Genomic DNA, 20,718 nt, shown 5'->3' with positions numbered 1-20,718 from the left:
GCTTTATTTTTTAACTTTTTCACTTTGGACAAATGCGTCTGACTTGACAAGCTCAAAGCCTTTTTTATCCGCTTGTGTGGTGATAAATATCGCCTTGATATTATGTTTGTTTGCCATTTTTAGTGCATCAATGTATGGCACGGCAGTGAGTGCAGTTGCCCAGCCATCGGCCAATGCCACGCTGTCGTGCATGACGGTAACGCTTGGTGCAGAGTTTACCACAGGCTTGGCGGTACTAGGGTTGATGGTATGGCTGTATCGCACGCCATTAAATTCAACCGAATTGCGATAACCACCTGAGGTGGCAAGATGAAGTGTTTGGTTTTCTTGTTGACTGATGGTGGTAAATATTTCACGGTCTTGTACCGAGCTATTTAAGATGGGGGCGTCAATGGCGATGGTCCATGGCTTGCCTTTGTCATTTTTACCTTTGGTGGCAACTTCTCCGCCAATTTCTACCATGTAGTCATTAATTTTGTATTGCTCTGACAGTACGCTTGCAATGACATCTACGCCATAACCTTTGGCAATTGCTGAAAAATCCAATCCGACGCCATCGTGCGTTTTATGAAGTTTATTGCCTTGCAAGACGGTTTTTTCAAATCCGATTCTGTTTTTTAGGGCGTTGACTTCATCATCGGTGGGCGGGGATTGTAGGCGTTCAACACTCATCTGGGCACCAAAGCCCCATAGCTCAACAAGTGGGTAAACCGTGGGATCAAAACTACCATTACTGGCTGTAAAGATGGTTTGGCTATCATTAAACACCTTGATAAAGTCTTTATCAATCGTCAGCGGTGTGTTACTGGGTAAACGGTTGAATTTGGAAATGGTGCTGTCTTTGATGTAGGTGGATAGGCTTTGATTGACATCGTCCAATCGTTCATCAATCACAGACTTAATGGCGGTGATGTCTTGTTCGTTTGCTTTGAAGGTGATGTGGTAGCTTGTCCCCATTGTTTTGCCTTCAATGCGTTGATATTCGCTTTTTGGCGAGCAGGCGGTGATACAGATGATAGAGGTGCTAAGAATGATGGGTAAGATGGGTAAATAGTGCATGGCTGTATAATTTTTTTAATTGGAGGTTGGCTTATTCTAGCATTTTTTTTATTAGCATTGTTAACAAACAGACAAAGTTAAAAAACAGACAATCCGAGCAAAGGAGAATCGTTTGTCAGGCAGTCTTGACATAAGTTTCAAACACAAATTTTATGCCATTTTTTTTGCTCATGCCACTTTCGCTGTTGGTAAGTACGAATTTGGGTGGAATGTTGGGATAAAAAGTATCGCCTTGCACATCTAAATCGATGCGAGTGATTTGTAATTTATCACAAATTTGCAAAGTCTGTTTAAAAATCTCACCACCGCCAATAATAAACAGTTCACTATTTTGACCGCCGAGCACATCTTGGCTTGCCAGCTCCAAAACCTGTTCAATACTGTGGGCGATTTTAATGCCGTCAGCAGTCCAATTTTTGTCTTGGGTAACGACCCAATTCACACGATTTGGTAAGGCTTGTCCTATGCTTTCATAAGTCTTACGACCCATAATGATCACGCCATTTGTCGTAATTTTTTTAAAGTGTTTTAAGTCTTCGGGAATATGCCATGCCAATTGATTGTCTTTGCCGATACAATAATGACGGTCAAAAGCAACCACTTGGGTCAGCTGGATATCTTTTTGGGTTAACCTGTGTTTGATGTCAGATAAAGTCATTTTATACCGCCACTTGTGCTGTGATTCTTTCGTGCGATTGGTAGTTTGTGATTTGTATGTCATCAAAAGTGAACGCAAACAAATCTTTGATTTTTGGATTTAATTGCAATTGGCATAGCGGCAGGGGCTCTCGGCTCAATTGCAGTTTGGCTTGTTCAATGTGGTTATTGTATAAATGAGTATCGCCACCTGTCCAGATAAATTCACCCACTTGCAAATCACACACTTGGGCAATCAAATGTGTCAAAAGAGCATAGCTGGCAATATTAAATGGCACACCTAAAAATACATCTGCTGAGCGTTGGTAAAGTTGGCACGACAATTTGCCGTCTGCCACAAAAAACTGAAATAAAGTATGGCAAGGCGGTAGGGCAACTTGATTGGCCTCAATTGGATTCCACCCTGAAATAATCAAACGGCGAGAATTTGGATTGGTTTTAATTTCATTGATCAAAGATTTTAATTGATCAAAGCCGTCCAAATTGTATGCGCCATCATCATCTTTGCTTGCTCCAAAATTACGCCATTGGTGGCCGTATACTGGTCCCAAATCGCCCGCTTGCCTATCAAAACGAGCGGTTTGTTCTGCGGTTGCCCATTCGTCCCAGATTGTTACACCATGATCTTGAAGGTATTTGATATTGGTGTCGCCTTTGATGAACCACAGCAGCTCGTAGATGATGGATTTAATGTGTACTTTTTTTGTTGTCAGTAAAGGAAAACCATCTGCCAAATTAAATCGCATTTGATGACCAAAGATGCTTTGAGTGCCTGTGCCTGTACGGTCGCCTTTTTTGGTGCCTGTATTTAAGATGTGGGTTAAAAGTTCTAAATATTGTTTCATCGTTGATCTCTTATCGGGCTTTTTTGCTAATCAAAATTCTTATTTTTATATGCCAATACCATCAAGATTACACCAAAAAAAATCATCGGTAGGCTGTATAATTGACCTTTACTCATCCAACCAAAAATCAGCTCATAGCCAATGTCTGGCTGACGGAAAAACTCAGTGGTAAATCGGCTGATGCCATAGCCAAGCAAAAATAAAGCAGAAATGGCGTATCGTGGGCGTGGCTTGGCACTAAAAAACCACAGCGTGATGAATAAAACAACGCCTTCGGTGAATGCTTGATAAAGTTGGCTTGGGTGGCGTGGTAATAGGTGATATTCGCCAAATTGTGTGGCAATGCTCATTAAATCTGGGTTTTGGCTAATCAGCTCGTAATCGGCAGCAATTGCTTGTGGAAAATACATTAAGTGTGCATAATCGCCATGCGACACACGCCCCCACAGCTCGCCATTAATAAAGTTGCCAATTCGTCCAAATAGCAAACCTAGCGGTACACAAGGAGCAATAAAGTCTAATATGGTAAATGGGTGTTTTTGATATTTTTTGGCAAACCATAGCATGGCAATGATAACACCAACAAAGCCCCCATGAAAGCTCATGCCACCTTCCCAAACACGAAAAATATAGGCGGGATTGGAGATGAATTCACCAAAATTATATAAAATGACATAACCAATTCTACCACCCAAAATGACACCCATGGCACCAAAAAACACCAAATCCGACACCATTTCGGTGCTCAAATCACCATACTTTTTAGCACGCCAAGTGGCCAAAATATAGGCGGATAAAAATGCTAACATGTACATAAGACCATACCAATGTAGCTCAATAAAGCCCAAATTTAGGGCAACAGGATTATATTGTGGGTGGAAAATTGCCATAGAGTGATTTGCCAGACGATGAATGTTTTATAAAAAATTTTGTTTATTATAGCAAAAAATACCTAATTTTTTTCAATTTTAACAAGATGATGCCGTAAGTGATATAAAAAAAAGATCAAGCTTTTGGCTGATCTTTTTTTTGTTTGGCTTAAGAATAAGATAAAGTCAGTTCCTTTTTTAAAGGGAGTTCTTTTATCAGTTCTTGCAGTGCTCTTTGATACACACCCCGCTTAAAGGCGACCACTTGGTCTAGTGGGTACCAGTAACTGACCCACTGCCATTCATCAAATTCTGGTTTTGATGTATCAAAGCGTATGTGTTTGGTGTTATTTTCATCTAAGCGAAGCAAAAACCATTTTTGTTTTTGCCCAATGCACAAAGGCTCTTGATTGGTGCGAACATAACGTTTTGGCAGGCGATAGCGTAGCCAATCTTTTGTTACGGCGAGCAATTCAACATGATGTGGTTGTAGTCCAACCTCCTCGTACAGTTCGCGATACATTGCATCAAGTGGGGTCTCACCATAATCGATACCACCTTGTGGAAATTGCCAACTGTTGTGTCCAATGCGTTTTGCCCAAAGTACTTGCCCTTGTGTATTTGCCAAGATGATACCGACATTGGCTCGAAAGCCGTCTGAATCAATCATGACTAAACTCATTATTAAAAAAAATTAAAAAATTCTGCCATAAATCATGGCAGATAACATACCTACTATTAAAACAAATTTTTTACAAAAAGTGTAATATTTTTTTGCATTAAAATGTTTCTGTGGTGTTTTTGATGCTATCAATCAAAGATTTTATTAAGGCGATGGCATAGATTGGGTCTTGAAATGATTTGAAATGATAAGCTGGCAGAGACTAGATGAGTTTTAAATTTTAATTTTAATAATGAAAAAATGAAAAAAGGGATTGTACTTGAAAAAATGATTAAAAGCTGTCATAGTAGAGAATATTTTTGCTTGATAAAATACTTCATAAGCTCATCATTGACTATCAATGACTAAACTAAATAGGAAAACGATAAAATGACTGATATGAATGCCAGCGTGTCATGGCTAAAAAACGATGTGATTAATTTTAAGGCGACCAGCGGTTCAGGTCATGATGTGATGATTGATTCATCGCAAGAACTTGGTGCGCGTCCGATGGAGCTGATTTTGATGGGGCTTGGTGGTTGTGCCAGCTATGATGTGGTGAGTATTTTAAAAAAATCCAGACAGGCGGTTGTTGACGTTCGCTGTGAAATATCTGCCAAGCGTGCTGATGCCGTACCTGCGGTATTTACCGACATTCATTTGCATTTTGTGGTTACTGGTTCGGACATTAAAGACAGTCAAGTTGCCAAGGCCATTGAGCTGTCTGCTGATAAGTACTGTTCTGCATCTAAGATGCTTGCCGATGGAGGTGTGAATATCACGCATGGTTATGAGATTGTAATAAAAAGTTAAAAAAGTTGATGATATTAATATCATTGATATTAAAATATGGCGAAATAATAAATTATGAATGGTTTTGTGATGTTTGTGGCGAACTTTTCGCCAAAGATTGGTTTGGCAATTCAGGCGATGCTGGTGGCTTGTCTGTTGCCATTTGCATTTGCTGCACTTGCTAAGATTGTGGGTGGTTTTAAGATGTCAGATAATGCCAATCCAAGGGATTTTTTGGGCAGAACCACAGGACTGGCTGCCAGACTAAATGCCGTGCAAGCCAATAGCTTTGAGGGTTTGCCAATATTTTTAGCAGCTGTTTTGGTCGCCATGTATTGTTTTGTGCCACAAAATGTGATTAACATGATTGCATGGCTGTATGTATTTTTGAGAATTGGCTATGGCATGGCGTATGCACAGAACTTACCGTTGTTGCGTTCGGTACTATGGTTATTAAGCCTGCTGTGTTGTGTGATTCTGTTTTATTTTGCGATTTTGCTAAATTAGGTTTTAAAAAACCACCAAACTGGCAACTTTTTGTTGCGTTCGATTGTGTGGTTTGTTAATCTTGAAAATAGCGTTTTAGACCTTTTAGTAATAATTCTGGCTCGATAGGCAGTTTGTTTTTAAGCTGTTGATTTATCATGTCTGCCCCACCACCTGTCAGTGTCATGGTAAAGTCAGGATGGTCTGTCATGATTGTACGCACTGTCCCTACTATGCCAAACAGCACACCATGATTGACAGCATCAAAGGTTGTCCGCCCAAGCTCTATGCTGTCAAATCGTCCAGCCTTGACAGCAATCTGCTGAGTACCAGCATATAGGGCATGGCGTTGCATATAAACATTGGGTAGGATATAGCCACCCAAATGCATGCCATGCTCAATCAAATCAATCGTTAAAGCCGTGCCACAGCCCACCACACATTGTTTTTGCTGGGCATCTACCACCCCCAGCATTTGCAACCACCTATCTACGCCAAGTTGGTGCGAATGGTAGCGACTCATCAAAAGCTCATGATGAGCATCGACTTTGGCAAATTGGAATGGGACATTAAAGATTTGCAAAGTCTCGTGGATTGTGCTATTGATTTTTTCGCCCAAGACGCTAGAAATGCCGATAAATTGTGGCTCAAAGCTTGCCAAAGTCCCAAGCAAACCCAATAATAATTCATTGGGGGCTTTTAGATGCTCTCTTGCATCATGAGCGATGATGGTATCGTCATCAGCCACCCAATATTTTAGGCGAGTGTTCCCCAAATCTAGCCAAAGTTTTTTCACTGATTTTCCTTAATAATTTTTGCCATGCCTGCATAAATGGGTGTGATATCATCATGATGTGCCAATAGTAGCTCGCCTTGACTGCCAATGCCAATACATCTGCCTTGTGCAAATACATCGGTCATGTTGTTTTGTATAAAAATTTGTATGTTTTGGTTGTTTAAAAGATGATGGGCATTGAATTTATCAATGAAATATTGTAAATACATTGGTTCTTTGCATCTGTTGCAAATGTGTACCGCTTGAAGTATTGCATTTGCCATTGGGGTGTATAAATCTTTGGCGTGGATATTAATGGCAGTGTCTAGCATTTTTAGGCAAGTCGCTTGATACAGCCCATCTTGAATCGTGGGCGAGGTATTGACATTTAGACCCACGCCAACCACTACGCCAACCAGTGTACTTTTGTTGGATATTTTTTTAAAAATAGGCTCTATCAAGATGCCTGCCAGTTTATGAAACACACCCAAAGATTCATCATAAAAGCCGATATCATTTGCCCATTTTATGCCAACAGGGGATAGGTTGTTTAAAAGACGGATTTGGTTAATTTTTTGAATGATGGCTAAATCACCAAGCTCAAAAGCTACCGCAAGCGACAACAGACCTGATAATTGGTGCAGTTCAAAATGATTTTGACCGATTGGTGTGAATAGGGTTAAAAACACATTGCCTGCACCGCTCACCCAGCAGCGTCCATGCTGTCCTCGTCCTGATGTTTGGTGGTCGGCGGTATAAAGATGGTGTTTGTCATGGGATAACTTACCGTTGATGATGGCGTGCATCAAGGCGGTATTGGTGCTATCAATATTGGTAAAATGAGTATGTGTCATCGGCGTGAGAAAATCAGACATAATTTTTTCAAAACGAGAAAAATACGGTATAATATCATAAATTTTATTTGGAATTTGTACAAATGATGTATTTATGGTTTGTCATCGCAGGGGCGTTTGCTGGAGTGTGTGCAGGACTGTTTGGTGTGGGTGGTGGATTGATTATCGTGCCTGCACTTGTGTGGATTTTGGGTGCATACGGCTTTGCAAGTGAGATTATCCCCCATGTTTCAGTAGGAACAGCACTGGCGACCATCATCATTACCTCCATCAGCTCTTTGACCGCCCACAATAAAAAAGGGGGTGTGCGTTGGGATGTGTTTAAAAATCTAACTTTTGGTCTTGTATTTGGGGCGTTGTTGGGTGCGTGGGTGGCTACCCTTATTCATGGTCAGTATTTGCAAGGGCTGATTGGCGTATTTGCCATTGCCATGTCTGTACAAATGTTCATGAAAAAATCAGATGAGAACATCAAGCCTTTGCCTAAGCCGCTTAACCAAGGCATTGCAGGCGTGGTGATTGGCATGGCGTCAGCAATTTTTGGGATTGGTGGGGGGAGTCTGAATGTCCCTTATCTTACGCACGCAGGCCTACCAATTAAGCAAGCGGTTGGAACAAGTGCTGCCTGTGGTTTGCCAATTGCCATCGCAGGGGCATTGGGTTTTATGTGGTTTGGACAAAGTCATGTGGCAAATATGGGTGAGTCTGTGAGCGGGTTGATTGGTTTTGTACATCTGCCTGCGTTCGTGGCGATTAGTATGGCAAGCTTCATTACCGCCAAATTGGGGGCGAAAATCGCTCACAAAATGCCAGCCGCTACGCTTAAAAAAACCTTTGCCTGTCTGTTGATTGTGGTAGGCATACAGTTGGTGTATGGTAGTATGGCCTAATTCCCCAACAAAAAACCCTGCCATTTGCAGGGTTTTTTGTTGGGTGTGATATTTTAAATGATGCCCTGTTCTTTTTTGATGTATCGTAGGGTTTCTAGGGCATCTTGTGAAATGCTGTTAAGATAATGACTATGATAAGGCTGTTTGCCATGGCATTCTTTGCATAGGACTTTTAAATTACTGTAATGATTATGTTGCTTGACTCCATTTATATGATGAACATCAAGTAGTTGTCGATGGCTGGTTAGGTTTACATCGCATTCTTCGCAAGTCCAGTTTTTATCTTGGCGGTATCGCTGTGAAATCTGATCCCAGTTATTAGCATAGCCTTAATAAGCAAAGAGTCAATAAAAAACATATAAATCCCTAGACTGTTTTAATCAAATACACGATATTCTACCCCCCCGCATATCCTGTCAATCTAAAAATACTGGGCTTATTGATCGAATTATCTAAAAGAAACTTGGATAAAATTTTTGTAAAATTTGCTATAATACTTGTCTTTTATCCTAAGATTTTTATCATTCATTATGCGTCTAAAATCCTTAAAACTTGCTGGCTTTAAATCCTTTGCCAATCCAACTACTTTTACCTTTAAGCATGACATTACTGCCATTGTAGGGCCTAATGGCTGTGGTAAGTCTAATGTCATTGATGCCATTCGCTGGGTGTTGGGTGAGACTTCTGCCAAACAGCTTCGTGGTGGAGCGATGAGTGATGTGATTTTTGCAGGCGTAGAAGGGCGAGCTGCCAAGTCCTTGGCGAGTGTGGAGCTGACCTTTGAGCATACCCAAGATGAGACGACTGGCATTCGCCATGCCTTAAATTTGTACCAAGAGTTGACCCTCCGCCGCCAAGTAACCAAAGATGGTAAATCTGATTACTTCATCAATGGTCAGCGAGTGCGTCGCCGTGATGTGATTGATGTTTTTCTTGGCACAGGGCTGGGTGCTCGTAGCTATGCTGTCATCGAGCAGGGCATGATTGGGCGTATTGTTGAGTCAAGCCCTATGGAGCTTCGTTCATTCATTGAGGAGGGGGCTGGCGTGTCTCGCTATCAGGCACGGCGTGAAGAGACGCAAAAGAAACTAGACGAGGCAAAAGACAACCTAGAGCGACTATCAGACCTGCAAGGCGAACTGAAAAAACAGCAACGCACGCTACTTCGTCAAGCAGAATCTGCCAAAAAATACCAAGAGCTGAACGCTGAAATTGAAAAAATTAACAAAGAGGATTTGCTAAAACGCATTTTTGAGGCGTGGCAATATCATGAGAATAAAAAATTAGAACAGCAAAGCAGTAACGATGATTTTACTGTGCTTACCAATATTGTCAATAAAGCTAAAGCTGAATTGGATCGCTTGTCTGCGAAAGTTGCCGAAGGGCAGTGGCTAAAAGATGATGCAAAGGATAAGTATCATAATGCACAGATGGCAGAACAAACAGCCCAACATAATTTTTATACAGTAAGTCAAGAGCTTGGCCAATCTGATGAGAAGCTTCATCGTCTAAACACCATTAAGTCAGAGGCGAATGATGACATCAGGCATTCAACAGATGAGCTTGCCAAAATTGATGATGAACTTAATCAAATCACACCAAATTTAACCATGCTTAGTGAAAATTTGGCTACCAAAAAATCTCAATTATCTGCAATTCAAGACAACTGGCAGGGTGTTCGTGATGAAGTAAATGCCTTGCAAGCACAAAAAAACACGCTGGAAAATGCCCAAAAACTTGCCGAATCACAAAAATTGCGTGTGCTAAATGCTCGTGAAAAATGGATGAAAAGACATAATGAGCTGGTAATAAGCGGGCAGTCATTGGCACAGGAAAATACAACGGATAATGATGAATTAAAACGCCTGTCTGATGAAATCAATACCCTCAAACTTCGCCAAGATTCTTTGGCAGAATTTGATGATAAAGAGAAGCTAGATGAGTTAAATAAGCTGGTGCAGACTGCCCAAAGTGAGTATGGTACTCTTGAAAAACGCCATGCTGCTTTGTCTAGTGAATACGACATTTTGCATAAAATGCTCCATGCCAAGCCCGTTGTGCAAGAAGTTTGCAAAGAGATGAGTGATTTTTCGCATCTGCCACGCCTAAAAGATGTGGTGAAATTAAGTTGTCATGGAGAAAAATTTGCAGGCGTGCTTGATGGATTTTTGGGTTTTTGGCTCAACGCTCAGGTTTCAGACGATGTTGAAATTAGGTCGGTCTTGTCCATGCCAGACATTAAAGATAAAAATGCTACTTGCAGTATTTTTACCACAGGTGGTGGCTATGGCGTGAATGATGGTCAGCTGATTGCTTTTGGACAATTGTTTGACTCGCCACGCTTAAAGCTTTTTGATCACTGCTATCTTTTTGATGGTGATTTGACCGATAATGCTTTGGCACAACTTAAAAATAAGGCGTCCGATGGTCGGCTGATTTTGACAGCAACAGGCTGGCTGATTGGTATCTTTGGCGTGATGCACACCAGTGCTTTTGGGGCAGAATCATCTGTGCTGAGTCAAAAAGCCCAGCACAGTCAGCGACTTGCCGAGCTTGAAGATGAATTAAATGACGTTGAAGATGAATTGGCAAACAGTGAAAAGACATTAAAGGCTCATACCGCTCAGCTTGAAAATCTTAAAATTGCCCATGATGAGCGTACCGCCCAAATGACAGCAATTTTAGCAAGTCTACATAAAGCACAACAAGCACACTTAACATTGACCGCTGCAGTGCAAACCGATGCCATTAAGCGAGAAAATTTTGTCAAAAATAAAGCACGGCTTGATGAAGAGAAAAATGAAATCAGTGGGGAATTAAAGTCGCTAGAGATGGAGCTTGATGACATCTGTAAGCAACTTGCCGAGCATTTGCCAAAATTTGAGACTGCTCAAAATGCGATGCTTGCAATGACCAAAAATATGGACGAAATGAATGCTCAGGTCAAAACCTTAAATGATGAGTATCAAGCGTTGCAACTAAAAATTAATACGCTGGCACAGAAAAAAACGCACAGTCAGCGACTGCTTGAACTTGCCAAGAAAAATGCCGAGCAGGCGGATATTGACATAAAGCTGGTTAAAGACACGCAAGAGAAGCTGACTGCCAAACTGCCTGAGCTAGAAGCGGTGTTTAAAAATGCAAAAGCTCAGACTGCCATGTTGAAAATCACCAGCGAAGAACATGAGTCGGCCGCCAAAACTTTACAACTCATGCAAGCTAAGCTTCAAGAGAATCTGACAGAGGCTCATGCTAATTTTGCCAAAGCTCAGGCGCAATCTGCTCAAATCACCGCAGATGTGGCGGTGGGTGAGAGTCGATTAAGTGATTTGGCCCATGAGATGGTTCGCCTTGATGAGAACTTTAACCTGCCATCGACTTTGGCAGATTTTCGTGCCAAGCCACCCAAATTTAAAGACAATAGCGCCCATCTTGACGACATTAAAGCACAGCTTGCTCAGCTGGGTGCGGTCAACTTGGCAGCAGCCCAAGAGCTCAAAGAGCTTGAAGAGCGTGTCTCTCCGATGGACAGTCAAATCAATGACATCACACAAAGCATGGTGAAATTAAAAGATGCCATTTGTGCCATTGATGAAAAAACAAAATCGCTATTTTTGGGTGCACTAAACGCTGTCAATGAAGAGCTAAATACCTTATTTGGCAAGGTTTTTGGCGGTGGTCAGGCAAGTCTTGCACTCATTGATGATGACAATCTGTCTAAAGCGGATAAATGGCGAGCAGGTCTTGTGTTGATGGCACAGCCAAAGGGTAAGAAAAATTCACGCCTTGCGGTATTGTCTGGTGGTGAAAAAACGCTGACCGCTTTAAGTTTGATTTTTGCGATTTTCAAGCAACACCCAGCCCCATTTTGTGTATTGGACGAAGTTGATGCACCTCTTGATGATGCCAATGTTGCACGCTTCACCAGCTTAATTCATGAGCTTGCTGACAGCGTGCAATTCATCTTCATCAGTCATAACAAACTTGCCATGCAAATCGCTGATGAACTAAAAGGCATTACCATGCCGACAGCAGGCATCTCAAGTTTGGTTACAGTCAATCTAGAAGAGGCCCAAAAATATATTGAAAGCTAAGTTTTTCTGTTTATTTTAAATACTCTTCAAAATTTGCTCGAAGCTTGACCAGCTTTGGCGGAATGGCAAAATTGCAATACCCTTGTGTAGGATTTTTGATGAAAAAATTTTGATGATAATCTTCGGCAGGATAAAAAGTGGGTGCAGGGCGAACTTGGGTAACGACGGCCACACCATTTGCTTTTAGGTCGTTGATTTTATCATTGATGACATCAAGCTGTTTTTCATCAGTATAAAAAATGACAGATGCATACTGTGTACCAATGTCATTGCCCTGGCGGTTTAGTGTGGTTGGGTCATGCGTGGTGAAGAAAATGTCTAAAATGACAGACAAATCAATCATGCACTCATCAAAAATGACTTGAATGACCTCGACATGGTCTGTTTGACCTGTGCAGACGCTCTCGTAATTGGCTGTATCTTCATTGCCACCAGCATAGCCAGCGGTTACCGCCTGTACACCTTTGACCGCCAAAAATACGCTTTGAGTACACCAAAAACAGCCACCGCCTAGAATAATATTAGCCATAAATACTTCCAATAATAGTGAAAATGATAAAAAAATGCTAAAATAAGCATATCATAAATGACAAAATAATTCACCATCTTCTATGAGCATCAAAACCAACCCAAATACAAATGGGTATGACACCCTGTTTACCACACCCCTTGATAAATATGCCCGCTTTTCCTTTGATGAAGAGGTGGTTGCTTGCTTTCCTGACATGATACGCCGTAGTGTACCAGGTTATGGGCAAATGCTTGCGATGCTACCGATTTTTGCTCGCCGTCATTGTGCTTTTCGTCAAGTTGAACACGGGCAAAAATTCAGCCGTATTTATGATTTGGGTTGTTCGCTTGGGGCGGTGTCGTTTGCACTGGCTGATAAATTTGAGCCCAATGAATTGCAAATCAATGCGGTAGATATCTCTGCCCCAATGATTGATAAAGCCAAGGCGGTATTGAGTGAGCATTACCCAAGCCACCAGATTAATTTTATTTTAGATGATGTTTGTGATATAGAACTAAAAAATTGCGACATGATAATTTTAAATCTTACTTTGCAATTTTTAGCACCAGATAAAAGATTGGCTTTGTTGAGTAAATGTTATGATGCATTGAGCGTGGGTGGTGTTTTGATTTTAACTGAAAAAACGCACAATCTTGATGAGCAAAATGATGCTTGGCTGGTGGAACGCTACTACGATTTTAAACGAGCTAATGGATATAGTGAGCTGGAAATCAGCACAAAACGCAATGCCTTGGAGAATGTGTTAATTACTGACACCGAAAGCTTGCATCACAAGCGATTAAATCAAGCAGGATTTGATAGAAGTTTGACTTGGTTTAAGTTTTTGAATTTCTTGTCTGTTGTGGCGTTTAAATGACTTTTGAGCATGAGCATATTGATGAATAATACTATTTTTGATGCTGAGCAAGCACTGTACTTGCATTTATTGCAATTGAGCAAATATCACCCAAAGGCAGGTGAATGGCTGGCCAGACTGCCCCAGTGGTTGTCTGAGATTAAAGATAAGCGTCGTTATGCACATGCTCCATTTTATGCGTCAGCGGTTGAAAGATTGCCTGTGGTTCAGGTGGTTGATGTCAATCTGGCAGACAAGGTTGAGGCAGTGCTGGATTGGCAAGTGGCTGATTTTAAAAAGACGCACAGTTTGTTGGGCAATCTTAAACCATGGCGTAAAGGCCCATTTCATTTATCAACAAAAGGTGGTGGAGAAGGTGTTTTTATTGATACCGAATGGCGTAGTGATTTTAAATGGGAGCGAGTACGCAAGCATTTGGATTTGAATAAAAAACGTATTTTAGATGTGGGTGGCGGTTCGGGCTATCATGGTTTTCGAATGCTTGGCGATGGGGCAAAGTCGGTTGTTGTTATTGATCCTTCTTGCCTGTTTTATCATCAGTTTATGGCGATAAAGCACTTTATGGGCGTGGCTTTACCTGTGCATTATATTCCAGTACCACTTGAAAATTTGCCCGAACAAAGTGCGTTGTTTGATGTGGTGTTTAGCATGGGTGTGCTATATCATCGTGCATCGCCATTTGACCATTTGGAGCGGTTAAAAGGACAGCTTAATAAAGGCGGTACGCTTGTGCTTGAAACACTGGTTGTTGATGGTGATGAAAATACCGTACTTGTGCCAACAGACCGTTATGCACAGATGAATAATGTATATTTTCTACCAAGCGTACCTGCCTTGAAAAAATGGTTGGTTAAGGTGGGGTTTGTTGAGGTGCGTTGTGTGGATATTGATGTAACAACCACTGATGAGCAGCGTAAAACACAGTGGATGGATTATCATTCACTTTCAGATTTTTTGGATTTAAATGACCATGCCAAAACAATTGAAGGTCATCCACGACCAAAAAGAGCGGTGATGATTGCCAAAAAATAGATGATATGGAGGTCAGATTTTAAGGTTTTGGTTATAAATCTTAATGTCGTGGGTGGTTGTAAATCAAGCAAATGTTTGACTAAGTGAATGTATCAAATAAACCAAGTGCCCAGCACCCATTCAATGATGATTTTTAATAAAAATCCCACAAAGCCTGCACCGAGTGCCACAAAAATCCAGAATGTACCTGCCCGACCTGCATTGGTGCTTTTGGCCATGTCCCACATGATAAAAAATAAGAATGCAATAAAAATTGGCAGTAAAATGTACAAACCAGCAGCGGTGATGGTCTCTTCGGAGATGGTAAAGCTCATATTGTTTGCTCTCTTGAAATTCTAACTTGAAATTTTTCACGATGTGAGTTTGGCTAAATTATAACATAGATTGACAGGTCATTTCTCTTTGAGAATACAAGAAAAAACAAAGGCGTGGTATAATTTTTTCCACAGTATGCCAAAAAATTGATACAATAGATGTTTTTTGGTGCATCAATTTGATAAATTGAGTAAATATCAACATGACAAATAAACAAAAACCATCTGCTGTCTATAAATCCACCAAGGATAAGCAAAGCTCTGGGCTTTTGAGCTTATTGTGGATTGTTGTATTAATGCTTGTTGTATCAGCGTTGGCGGTGGTGCTGTACTTTTCGCCCATGGCAGAAAGTTATCGTAACAGTACTAAGATTATGGTTGTTGAAGAAGAGCCAGTTCGTCCAATCACTCAGACAGAGGCTGCGCCTTCACCTAATTTTGAATTTTATGATGTATTGCCCAAGCAAGATTTTCGCAGTGTGCCAGAGGGCGTGAGTGTGCAGGAAATCGCCGATACAAATGTACAAACGCTAGATGTTGATACAGTAGTGCAATCAGATAAGGGTGGGGCTGAAATACCTGAACAAAGCGAGGCCAATCAAAGTGATGATGCTCATGATACTCACAGTGTCGCTCAAATCACCACCACTTATATTTTGCAAATCAAAAGCTACCCAAATGCCAAAGATGCCGATGAGAAGCGAGCAGAGGTCATGCTGGCTGGCGTAGATGCGACTGTTGTGCGTCGTGAGGATAAAGCGACTGGTGCAAGTTTTTATCAAGTGGTCTCAGTGCCAATGACAACCAGCAGCCAAGCCAGTCAAGCCTTACTTAGATTGCGTAATAATGGCATTGATGCATTGATCGTGGAGCAACGCCATAAGTAAGATGAGCGTGTGCGATCATCTTTGATGCAATGATCTTGACAAAAAATCCCCAATGTTTGGGGATTTTTTGTTGCGTGATGTTATGTATGATTGTCATCACACACGAGATAGGTATTCACCAGTGCGAGTGTCAACTTTTACAACTTCTTCTTGTTGTACAAATAATGGAACACGAACCACCGCACCTGTTTCTAGCTTAGCAGGTTTGCCACCGCCACCAGATGTATCGCCGCGTATGCCTGGATCAGTTTCGATGATTTGTAGTTCAACAAAGTTTGGTGCAGTAACACTCAGTGGTGCACCATTAAATAGCGTGATGGTGCAAAGAGCATTTGAATTTTCTTTGAGCCATTGTGCTGCATCGCCCATGGCATTTTTGTCAGCTTGCAATTGTTCAAAAGTCTCTGGGTGCATGAAGTGCCAAAATTCGCCATCATTATATAAATAGTTCATTTCTGTGTCGATGACATCAGCACCTTCTAGTGTGTCGCCAGATTTAAAGGTCTGTTCTAAGACCTTGCCAGTTTTTAGGTTGCGAAGCTTGACACGGTTGAAGGCCTGACCTTTGCCAGGTTTTACATATTCATTTTCTAAGATTGCACAGGGATTGCCGTCAAGCATGACTTTTAAGCCAGCTTTAAAGTCGTTGGTAGAAAAACTTGCCATGATGATTACCTTTAAAAAAGAAAAATAAATTTGGGCGAAAAGTGCGTTATAATTGAGTTATAATAACGGTCATTTCGCAAATGTTGCTAAACAGCACATTATATATAGTTTTAATCAATATTGTCAAAAAATAATGCGTAATTTGTCAAAAATTTCTACTAAAAATTTATCAGATGCACCATTTTTTTATGAAAACTGGCAGGCAGAGTTGGCGGACAGCCTGTCTGATGTCGGTGAGCTATATGCATATTTGGGTCTGGATATGCCTGATGGGTATTATGCACCAAGAGGCTTTGGGCTTAGGGTGCCAAAAGCCTTTGCTGATAAAATGAGCAAGGGCAGTCTTAAAGACCCATTATTGCTTCAAGTACTGCCAGACATTCAAGAGACAATCTTGGCGGTGGGGTATACGCACGACCCGCTGGCAGAAAATGACCAAAATCCTGCAAAAGGCTTGTTGCACAAATACAAAAATCGTGTGTTGATTACGGCTACGGGGGCGTGTGCGGTGCATTGTCGCTACTGTTTTCGTCAGCATTTTGATTATCAGGCAAATATGCCAAATCGTGAAGAGCTTGTAAAGATTGGTGAATATATCAGCTCAAATCATCAGATTGATGAGGTAATTTTTAGTGGTGGCGATCCGTTAAGTTTAAGTCATCGTAGGTTGCTTGTTTGGTTTGAAATGATGAACGCTTTGTCAAATGTCAAAACCATTCGTATTCATACTCGCTTGCCTGTGGTTTTGCCAAATCGTGTTGATCAAGAACTTTTGTCCCTGCTCAAAAGCTCGCCAAAAAATATCGTCATGGTATTGCACATCAATCACCCCAATGAGATTGATGAAGTGCTGGCAAACAAATGTCAGCTACTAAGACAAGCAGGTGTTACTTTGCTGAATCAAACTGTACTATTAAAAGGTGTTAATGATGAGGTAAATACACTGTGTAAGCTGAGCCACGCGTTGTTTGATATGGGTGTTTTGCCTTACTATTTGCATATTTTAGATAAGGTTCAAGGGGCGTCTCATTTTGACTTACCTATTGCTCGTGCTGTTCAAATTTATTGGCAACTGCTTGAAAATATGTCAGGCTATCTTGTGCCAAAGCTTGTTCAAGAATTGCCAAACAGACCTTATAAAACTCCTGTCAACCTACATCAATAAAACTGCATCAATAAAAATTATCAAAAAATTGCTTGCAAAGTTTTAAAAATTTGTTAAAATAGCCACACTTTTTAGGCGTATAGCTCAGTTGGTTAGAGCACCACCTTGACATGGTGGGGGTCAGCAGTTCGAGTCTGCTTATGCCTACCATATTCAAAACCCCTTGAAATCAATGATTTCAAGGGGTTTTTTGCTGATTTGGCTAAATTTTACAAATTAAACTGTCTATTTATTTTGGGTATTTTAGCCAAAAATGCGTAAAATAAACGAAAATTTACGACAGGATTAAAGTCGTTATCCTCTTTAAATCCCTCCTAAGATTTAAATAGCTGTTTGGGTTTTATTTGGTTTAAGCAGGCTTGATAAAAGGCGAGTTTGGTACAATGACATGGGGCAACAGATGACAAAATTTTGCCAAAATGATAAAATATTTGTCAAAATTTGTCATATTTGGAATTGCCATGGTTTATGAACGAACTGTCTCTCAAGAGCTAAGCATTGCAGGCATTGGACTTCATAGTGGAAAAAAAGTTACATTAACACTCGCTCCTGCTGGTGTGGGACATGGTATTGTATTTGAGCGTGTGGATATGGGGGGTGTGGGCATTCCGATGAGTGCCGATCTTGTGCAAGACACCATGATGTCATCAAATTTAGTGCAGGGCGATGCTCGTGTGGGAACGGTGGAGCATTTGTTGTCAGCGATTGCAGCGTGCGGTTTGGACAATCTGATTGTCAAAGTGGACGCACCTGAAATTCCGATCATGGACGGCTCGGCTGCACCGTTTTTAGACCTCATTTATAAAGCAGGCATTCAAGAGCAAAATGCCCCTAAAAAGTTTTTAAAAATCTTAAAACCTGTGCGTGTGACTGATGGCGATAAATGGGCAGAATTGACGCCTTACGATGACGGCTTTTTGATGGATTTTGAGATTGATTTTGATCACGATGCCATTAAGGCCACTGACCAAAAGGCCAGTCTTGATTTTAATACGGCTAATTTTGTTCATGAAATCAGCTGTGCCAGAACTTTTGGTTTTTTAAAAGACTTGGAATGCCTGCGTGAGCGTAATTTGGCATTGGGTGGCAGTCTGGATAATGCGGTGGTGCTAGATGAAACTTCAATTTTAAATGAAGGCGGTCTTCGTTACCCAAATGAATTTGTTCGCCATAAGATACTTGATGCGGTGGGTGACTTGTTTATTATCGGCTGTCCGATTTTGGCACATTTTTCGGCGTATAAGTCAGGCCATGCACTTAATAATATGCTCATTCGTGCGGTGCTTGCCGACAAAAGCACCCATAAAATTGTAACTTTTTGTAACAGAAATGAAGCACCAATTGATTATTTAAAGCCAAATATTTTGTTTGAAAATTGATTAAAAAGCGTCTTATTTATTGGCGGTGCAAGGTTTTGGCAAACGATGTGTAACCTTTGATGAATTTTTATTATTCAGTCGTATTACTTAAAAAAATAATAAAATCCATTTGCAATAACTGGCAAATGGATTTTGGTTTTTTTGACATAAACCCTTTTGATTTCAAGGGGTTTGGCAGAGTTTTGACGAATGGCATTTTGTTGGTGCGTCATTCATTCTTTGGTGGGCTACAAGCTGTATTTTTGTATAAATTAGGCATTTAAAAGGGAATTTATTTACAAAACTTTACAATCTTTATCAAATAACATCAAGCCATTTTCGTAAATCTACAATTAACAACCGTTCACCTAATCTTCTTTGGCTAGGCGTAATAGCGCCTGCCTTAGTCCATCATGAGTGATGACAGTGGTCGCAGTTTGGGTTATAATGCGTTTTGTGTTTTCGCTTAAGGTTTTTTTGGAACTTAGTTGGCGACTGTCTGATTGCGTGGTTCTTGGTGTAACAATGACACCAAATTCTTCCAAATGACAAAATTTCTTATCATAACTGCGTAGCTTTTCTAGGCAACTTGCTGACAGGTAGCGCAGATGATTGGCGGCAGTGGTTGATGACAGTGATACTGTCAGACGATATCGGTCAGCTTGGGCAACTTGACAATCTTTGAGTATTTCTGCTGGTAATAGTGGCTTTAATGCTTGTTGTAATAAGGCGGTACATGATTGCAAATGTACGAGACGCTGAGTCAAGTGAACAGGAGGTTTTGCCCCTGCTGCGGCTTGTTTTTCAAGCGTGCTTGCCAAGTAATTTGGTGTATTGCTCTTTAAATGCAAATCATCTATGAAGTTAATTTTTGTTGAATCAGACATGGTTTTACCTTTTTTGCCATAAAAGCCATGGACATGGTGTCCAATAGAGCAAGTGTATCATGCCTTATGAGCAGATTGCTAACAAAATCATATCATTTTAAGCTAATGAGTGCTTTTGTAGTTCTATTGTGTTATGTATTAATAGACTGTTGGTAATCTCTGGCGTACTTGGATGTATGCCGCTGATAACAAGCTTTTAATCAAAACTCATGCAAAGCATCAAGACGAAAGGGTAAGATCTTGATGATTTGAGGAAAATTTATGAAAAGAGTGTTTTGGCTGATGTCGGCTGTTGGGCTGACTCTTGGACAATCTGGTACTGCACAAGCAAGTATTCAGGTTAGTCAGGGTAACTACATTAATGTTAATACTGTTAATAGTACAACCAATACCACCACCAATATTGATGATGCAATCAATCAATTGATTGCCCAATCGCAAAATTCAATGCCTGTTGTCTCGGTTTATCAACCGACAAACTCATTAAACGCCATGTCTAGTCTTATTGTTACCAATCAAGATGTGGTCTTGATGGATGATGTCGTTAGTGATGAATCAACATCTATTGTGGCAAAACTTAGCACAAATAGTGCACCAAGTATTGCTGCTCGAACAGCAGCTCGTGCTGCTCATGCCGGCAGTTTGGGGCGATGTGCTTTATATGTGCGTAAGGCACTACAATCAGCAGGCTATGAATTTACACCCAACCCTTCTGCATATCAATATGCACATGGCACATTAGCAGATGCTGGGTTTGCCCAGATTAGTAGCGATGATTATCAACCGCAAGTAGGTGATGTGGTGGTATTTAATCGCACGGCTAAAAATCCACATGGTCATATCCAAATTTATGATGGCAATCAATGGGTTTCTGACTTTCGTCAGCCAAAGTTTAGTCCGTACAGCCAGCATAATGGCTATACCGTTTGGCGTGATGCACGCTATGTGGATGCAAGTGCAAATACAGGTACGATGCTTGCTTTAAATGAGCATTAAATCGACTGATATTAATTAAATAAACCAACTTTTAGTTGGTTTA

At 40.8% G+C, this 20,718-nt stretch carries 21 protein-coding genes and 1 tRNA gene; 11 read left to right on the top strand and 11 right to left on the bottom strand.

What is annotated here, in order from left to right; translation table 11 throughout:
- Nucleotides 1-3: 3 nt before the first annotated feature.
- The 5 genes from R0123_RS04155 to R0123_RS04135 all read right to left on the bottom strand — a co-directional run bounded on the left by R0123_RS04155 (nucleotide 4) and on the right by R0123_RS04135 (nucleotide 4,100).
- Nucleotides 4-1,059, bottom strand: coding sequence for an FAD:protein FMN transferase (locus tag R0123_RS04155; protein ID WP_323843197.1), 1,056 nt, complete (start codon nucleotides 1,057-1,059; stop codon nucleotides 4-6).
- 115 nt (nucleotides 1,060-1,174) lie between these two features.
- Nucleotides 1,175-1,717: a dihydrofolate reductase gene (locus R0123_RS04150; RefSeq protein WP_323843196.1), complete on the bottom strand. Its 543-nt coding sequence runs from the start codon at nucleotides 1,715-1,717 to the stop codon at nucleotides 1,175-1,177.
- Nucleotide 1,718: 1 nt separating this feature from the next.
- The gene (locus R0123_RS04145; RefSeq protein WP_323843195.1) at nucleotides 1,719-2,561 is read right to left on the bottom strand and encodes a thymidylate synthase; all 843 of its coding nucleotides are present in this window, start codon (nucleotides 2,559-2,561) and stop codon (nucleotides 1,719-1,721) included.
- Nucleotides 2,562-2,587: 26 nt separating this feature from the next.
- Nucleotides 2,588-3,451, bottom strand: coding sequence for a prolipoprotein diacylglyceryl transferase (gene lgt, locus R0123_RS04140; RefSeq protein WP_323843194.1), 864 nt, complete (start codon nucleotides 3,449-3,451; stop codon nucleotides 2,588-2,590).
- Nucleotides 3,452-3,599: 148 nt separating this feature from the next.
- Nucleotides 3,600-4,100: an RNA pyrophosphohydrolase gene (locus tag R0123_RS04135; protein WP_323841650.1), complete on the bottom strand. Its 501-nt coding sequence runs from the start codon at nucleotides 4,098-4,100 to the stop codon at nucleotides 3,600-3,602.
- Between the two features lie 390 nt (nucleotides 4,101-4,490).
- Between R0123_RS04135 and R0123_RS04130 the strand changes: the two genes are divergently transcribed.
- Nucleotides 4,491-4,904 (top strand): OsmC family protein, encoded by a 414-nt coding sequence (locus R0123_RS04130; RefSeq protein WP_416381506.1) that lies wholly within the window; start codon nucleotides 4,491-4,493, stop codon nucleotides 4,902-4,904.
- A gap of 54 nt (nucleotides 4,905-4,958) precedes the next feature.
- On the top strand, nucleotides 4,959-5,390 hold the full coding sequence (locus R0123_RS04125; RefSeq protein WP_323843193.1) for an MAPEG family protein: 432 nt from the start codon (nucleotides 4,959-4,961) through the stop codon (nucleotides 5,388-5,390).
- Nucleotides 5,391-5,445: 55 nt separating this feature from the next.
- On the opposite strand, the gene R0123_RS04120 is transcribed toward R0123_RS04125, so the two are convergent.
- Nucleotides 5,446-6,165: a type III pantothenate kinase gene (locus R0123_RS04120; RefSeq protein ID WP_323841653.1), complete on the bottom strand. Its 720-nt coding sequence runs from the start codon at nucleotides 6,163-6,165 to the stop codon at nucleotides 5,446-5,448.
- Entirely contained in the window at nucleotides 6,162-7,019 is an 858-nt protein-coding gene (locus tag R0123_RS04115; RefSeq protein WP_323843192.1) for a biotin--[acetyl-CoA-carboxylase] ligase, read from the bottom strand. Before R0123_RS04115 ends, R0123_RS04120 begins: the two co-directional genes overlap by 4 nt.
- A 62-nt stretch (nucleotides 7,020-7,081) precedes the next feature.
- On the opposite strand from R0123_RS04115, the gene R0123_RS04110 reads away from it, so the two are divergent.
- Nucleotides 7,082-7,888, top strand: coding sequence for a sulfite exporter TauE/SafE family protein (locus tag R0123_RS04110; protein ID WP_323843191.1), 807 nt, complete (start codon nucleotides 7,082-7,084; stop codon nucleotides 7,886-7,888).
- A 530-nt stretch (nucleotides 7,889-8,418) separates the two neighbouring features.
- Nucleotides 8,419-11,982, top strand: coding sequence for a chromosome segregation protein SMC (gene smc, locus R0123_RS04105; RefSeq protein ID WP_323843190.1), 3,564 nt, complete (start codon nucleotides 8,419-8,421; stop codon nucleotides 11,980-11,982).
- 10 nt (nucleotides 11,983-11,992) lie between these two features.
- Here the strand turns inward: smc and msrA are convergent, their stop codons facing one another.
- Entirely contained in the window at nucleotides 11,993-12,511 is a 519-nt protein-coding gene (gene msrA / locus R0123_RS04100) for a peptide-methionine (S)-S-oxide reductase MsrA (RefSeq protein WP_323843189.1), read from the bottom strand.
- 82 nt (nucleotides 12,512-12,593) lie between these two features.
- Between msrA and cmoA the strand changes: the two genes are divergently transcribed.
- Together cmoA and cmoB are read left to right on the top strand one after the other, a co-directional pair.
- Complete coding sequence (gene cmoA, locus R0123_RS04095) at nucleotides 12,594-13,370, top strand: carboxy-S-adenosyl-L-methionine synthase CmoA (protein ID WP_323841658.1); 777 nt, start codon at nucleotides 12,594-12,596, stop codon at nucleotides 13,368-13,370.
- A 21-nt stretch (nucleotides 13,371-13,391) separates the two neighbouring features.
- The gene (gene cmoB, locus R0123_RS04090) at nucleotides 13,392-14,402 is read left to right on the top strand and encodes a tRNA 5-methoxyuridine(34)/uridine 5-oxyacetic acid(34) synthase CmoB (protein ID WP_416381685.1); all 1,011 of its coding nucleotides are present in this window, start codon (nucleotides 13,392-13,394) and stop codon (nucleotides 14,400-14,402) included.
- Nucleotides 14,403-14,494: 92 nt separating this feature from the next.
- Here the strand turns inward: cmoB and R0123_RS04085 are convergent, their stop codons facing one another.
- Nucleotides 14,495-14,716 (bottom strand): DUF2788 domain-containing protein, encoded by a 222-nt coding sequence (locus tag R0123_RS04085; RefSeq protein WP_323841660.1) that lies wholly within the window; start codon nucleotides 14,714-14,716, stop codon nucleotides 14,495-14,497.
- Between the two features lie 203 nt (nucleotides 14,717-14,919).
- Here R0123_RS04085 and R0123_RS04080 point away from each other — a divergent pair, with 203 nt between their 5' ends.
- Nucleotides 14,920-15,603 (top strand): SPOR domain-containing protein, encoded by a 684-nt coding sequence (locus R0123_RS04080; RefSeq protein ID WP_323843187.1) that lies wholly within the window; start codon nucleotides 14,920-14,922, stop codon nucleotides 15,601-15,603.
- Between the two features lie 96 nt (nucleotides 15,604-15,699).
- Here R0123_RS04080 and efp read toward each other — a convergent pair whose 3' ends face one another.
- Nucleotides 15,700-16,269, bottom strand: coding sequence for an elongation factor P (efp, locus tag R0123_RS04075; protein WP_323841662.1), 570 nt, complete (start codon nucleotides 16,267-16,269; stop codon nucleotides 15,700-15,702).
- Nucleotides 16,270-16,402: 133 nt separating this feature from the next.
- Here efp and epmB point away from each other — a divergent pair, with 133 nt between their 5' ends.
- The 3 genes from epmB (at nucleotide 16,403) to lpxC (ending at nucleotide 18,813) form a co-directional block, all read left to right on the top strand.
- The gene (gene epmB, locus R0123_RS04070) at nucleotides 16,403-17,434 is read left to right on the top strand and encodes an EF-P beta-lysylation protein EpmB (protein ID WP_323843186.1); all 1,032 of its coding nucleotides are present in this window, start codon (nucleotides 16,403-16,405) and stop codon (nucleotides 17,432-17,434) included.
- Between the two features lie 73 nt (nucleotides 17,435-17,507).
- A tRNA-Val gene (locus R0123_RS04065) sits at nucleotides 17,508-17,584 on the top strand.
- A gap of 311 nt (nucleotides 17,585-17,895) precedes the next feature.
- The gene (gene lpxC, locus R0123_RS04060; RefSeq protein WP_323843185.1) at nucleotides 17,896-18,813 is read left to right on the top strand and encodes a UDP-3-O-acyl-N-acetylglucosamine deacetylase; all 918 of its coding nucleotides are present in this window, start codon (nucleotides 17,896-17,898) and stop codon (nucleotides 18,811-18,813) included.
- A gap of 347 nt (nucleotides 18,814-19,160) precedes the next feature.
- Here the strand turns inward: lpxC and R0123_RS04055 are convergent, their stop codons facing one another.
- Nucleotides 19,161-19,679, bottom strand: coding sequence for a DciA family protein (locus tag R0123_RS04055; protein WP_323843184.1), 519 nt, complete (start codon nucleotides 19,677-19,679; stop codon nucleotides 19,161-19,163).
- Nucleotides 19,680-19,940: 261 nt separating this feature from the next.
- Here R0123_RS04055 and R0123_RS04050 point away from each other — a divergent pair, with 261 nt between their 5' ends.
- Complete coding sequence (locus tag R0123_RS04050; protein ID WP_323843183.1) at nucleotides 19,941-20,675, top strand: CHAP domain-containing protein; 735 nt, start codon at nucleotides 19,941-19,943, stop codon at nucleotides 20,673-20,675.
- The last annotated feature ends 43 nt before the right edge of the window (nucleotides 20,676-20,718 follow it).

The sequence above is a fragment of the Moraxella sp. Pampa genome (genome assembly GCF_035181385.1).
Taxonomy (GTDB): Bacteria; Pseudomonadota; Gammaproteobacteria; order Pseudomonadales; family Moraxellaceae; genus Moraxella.
This window is presented reverse-complemented; position numbering and strand designations above follow the sequence as displayed.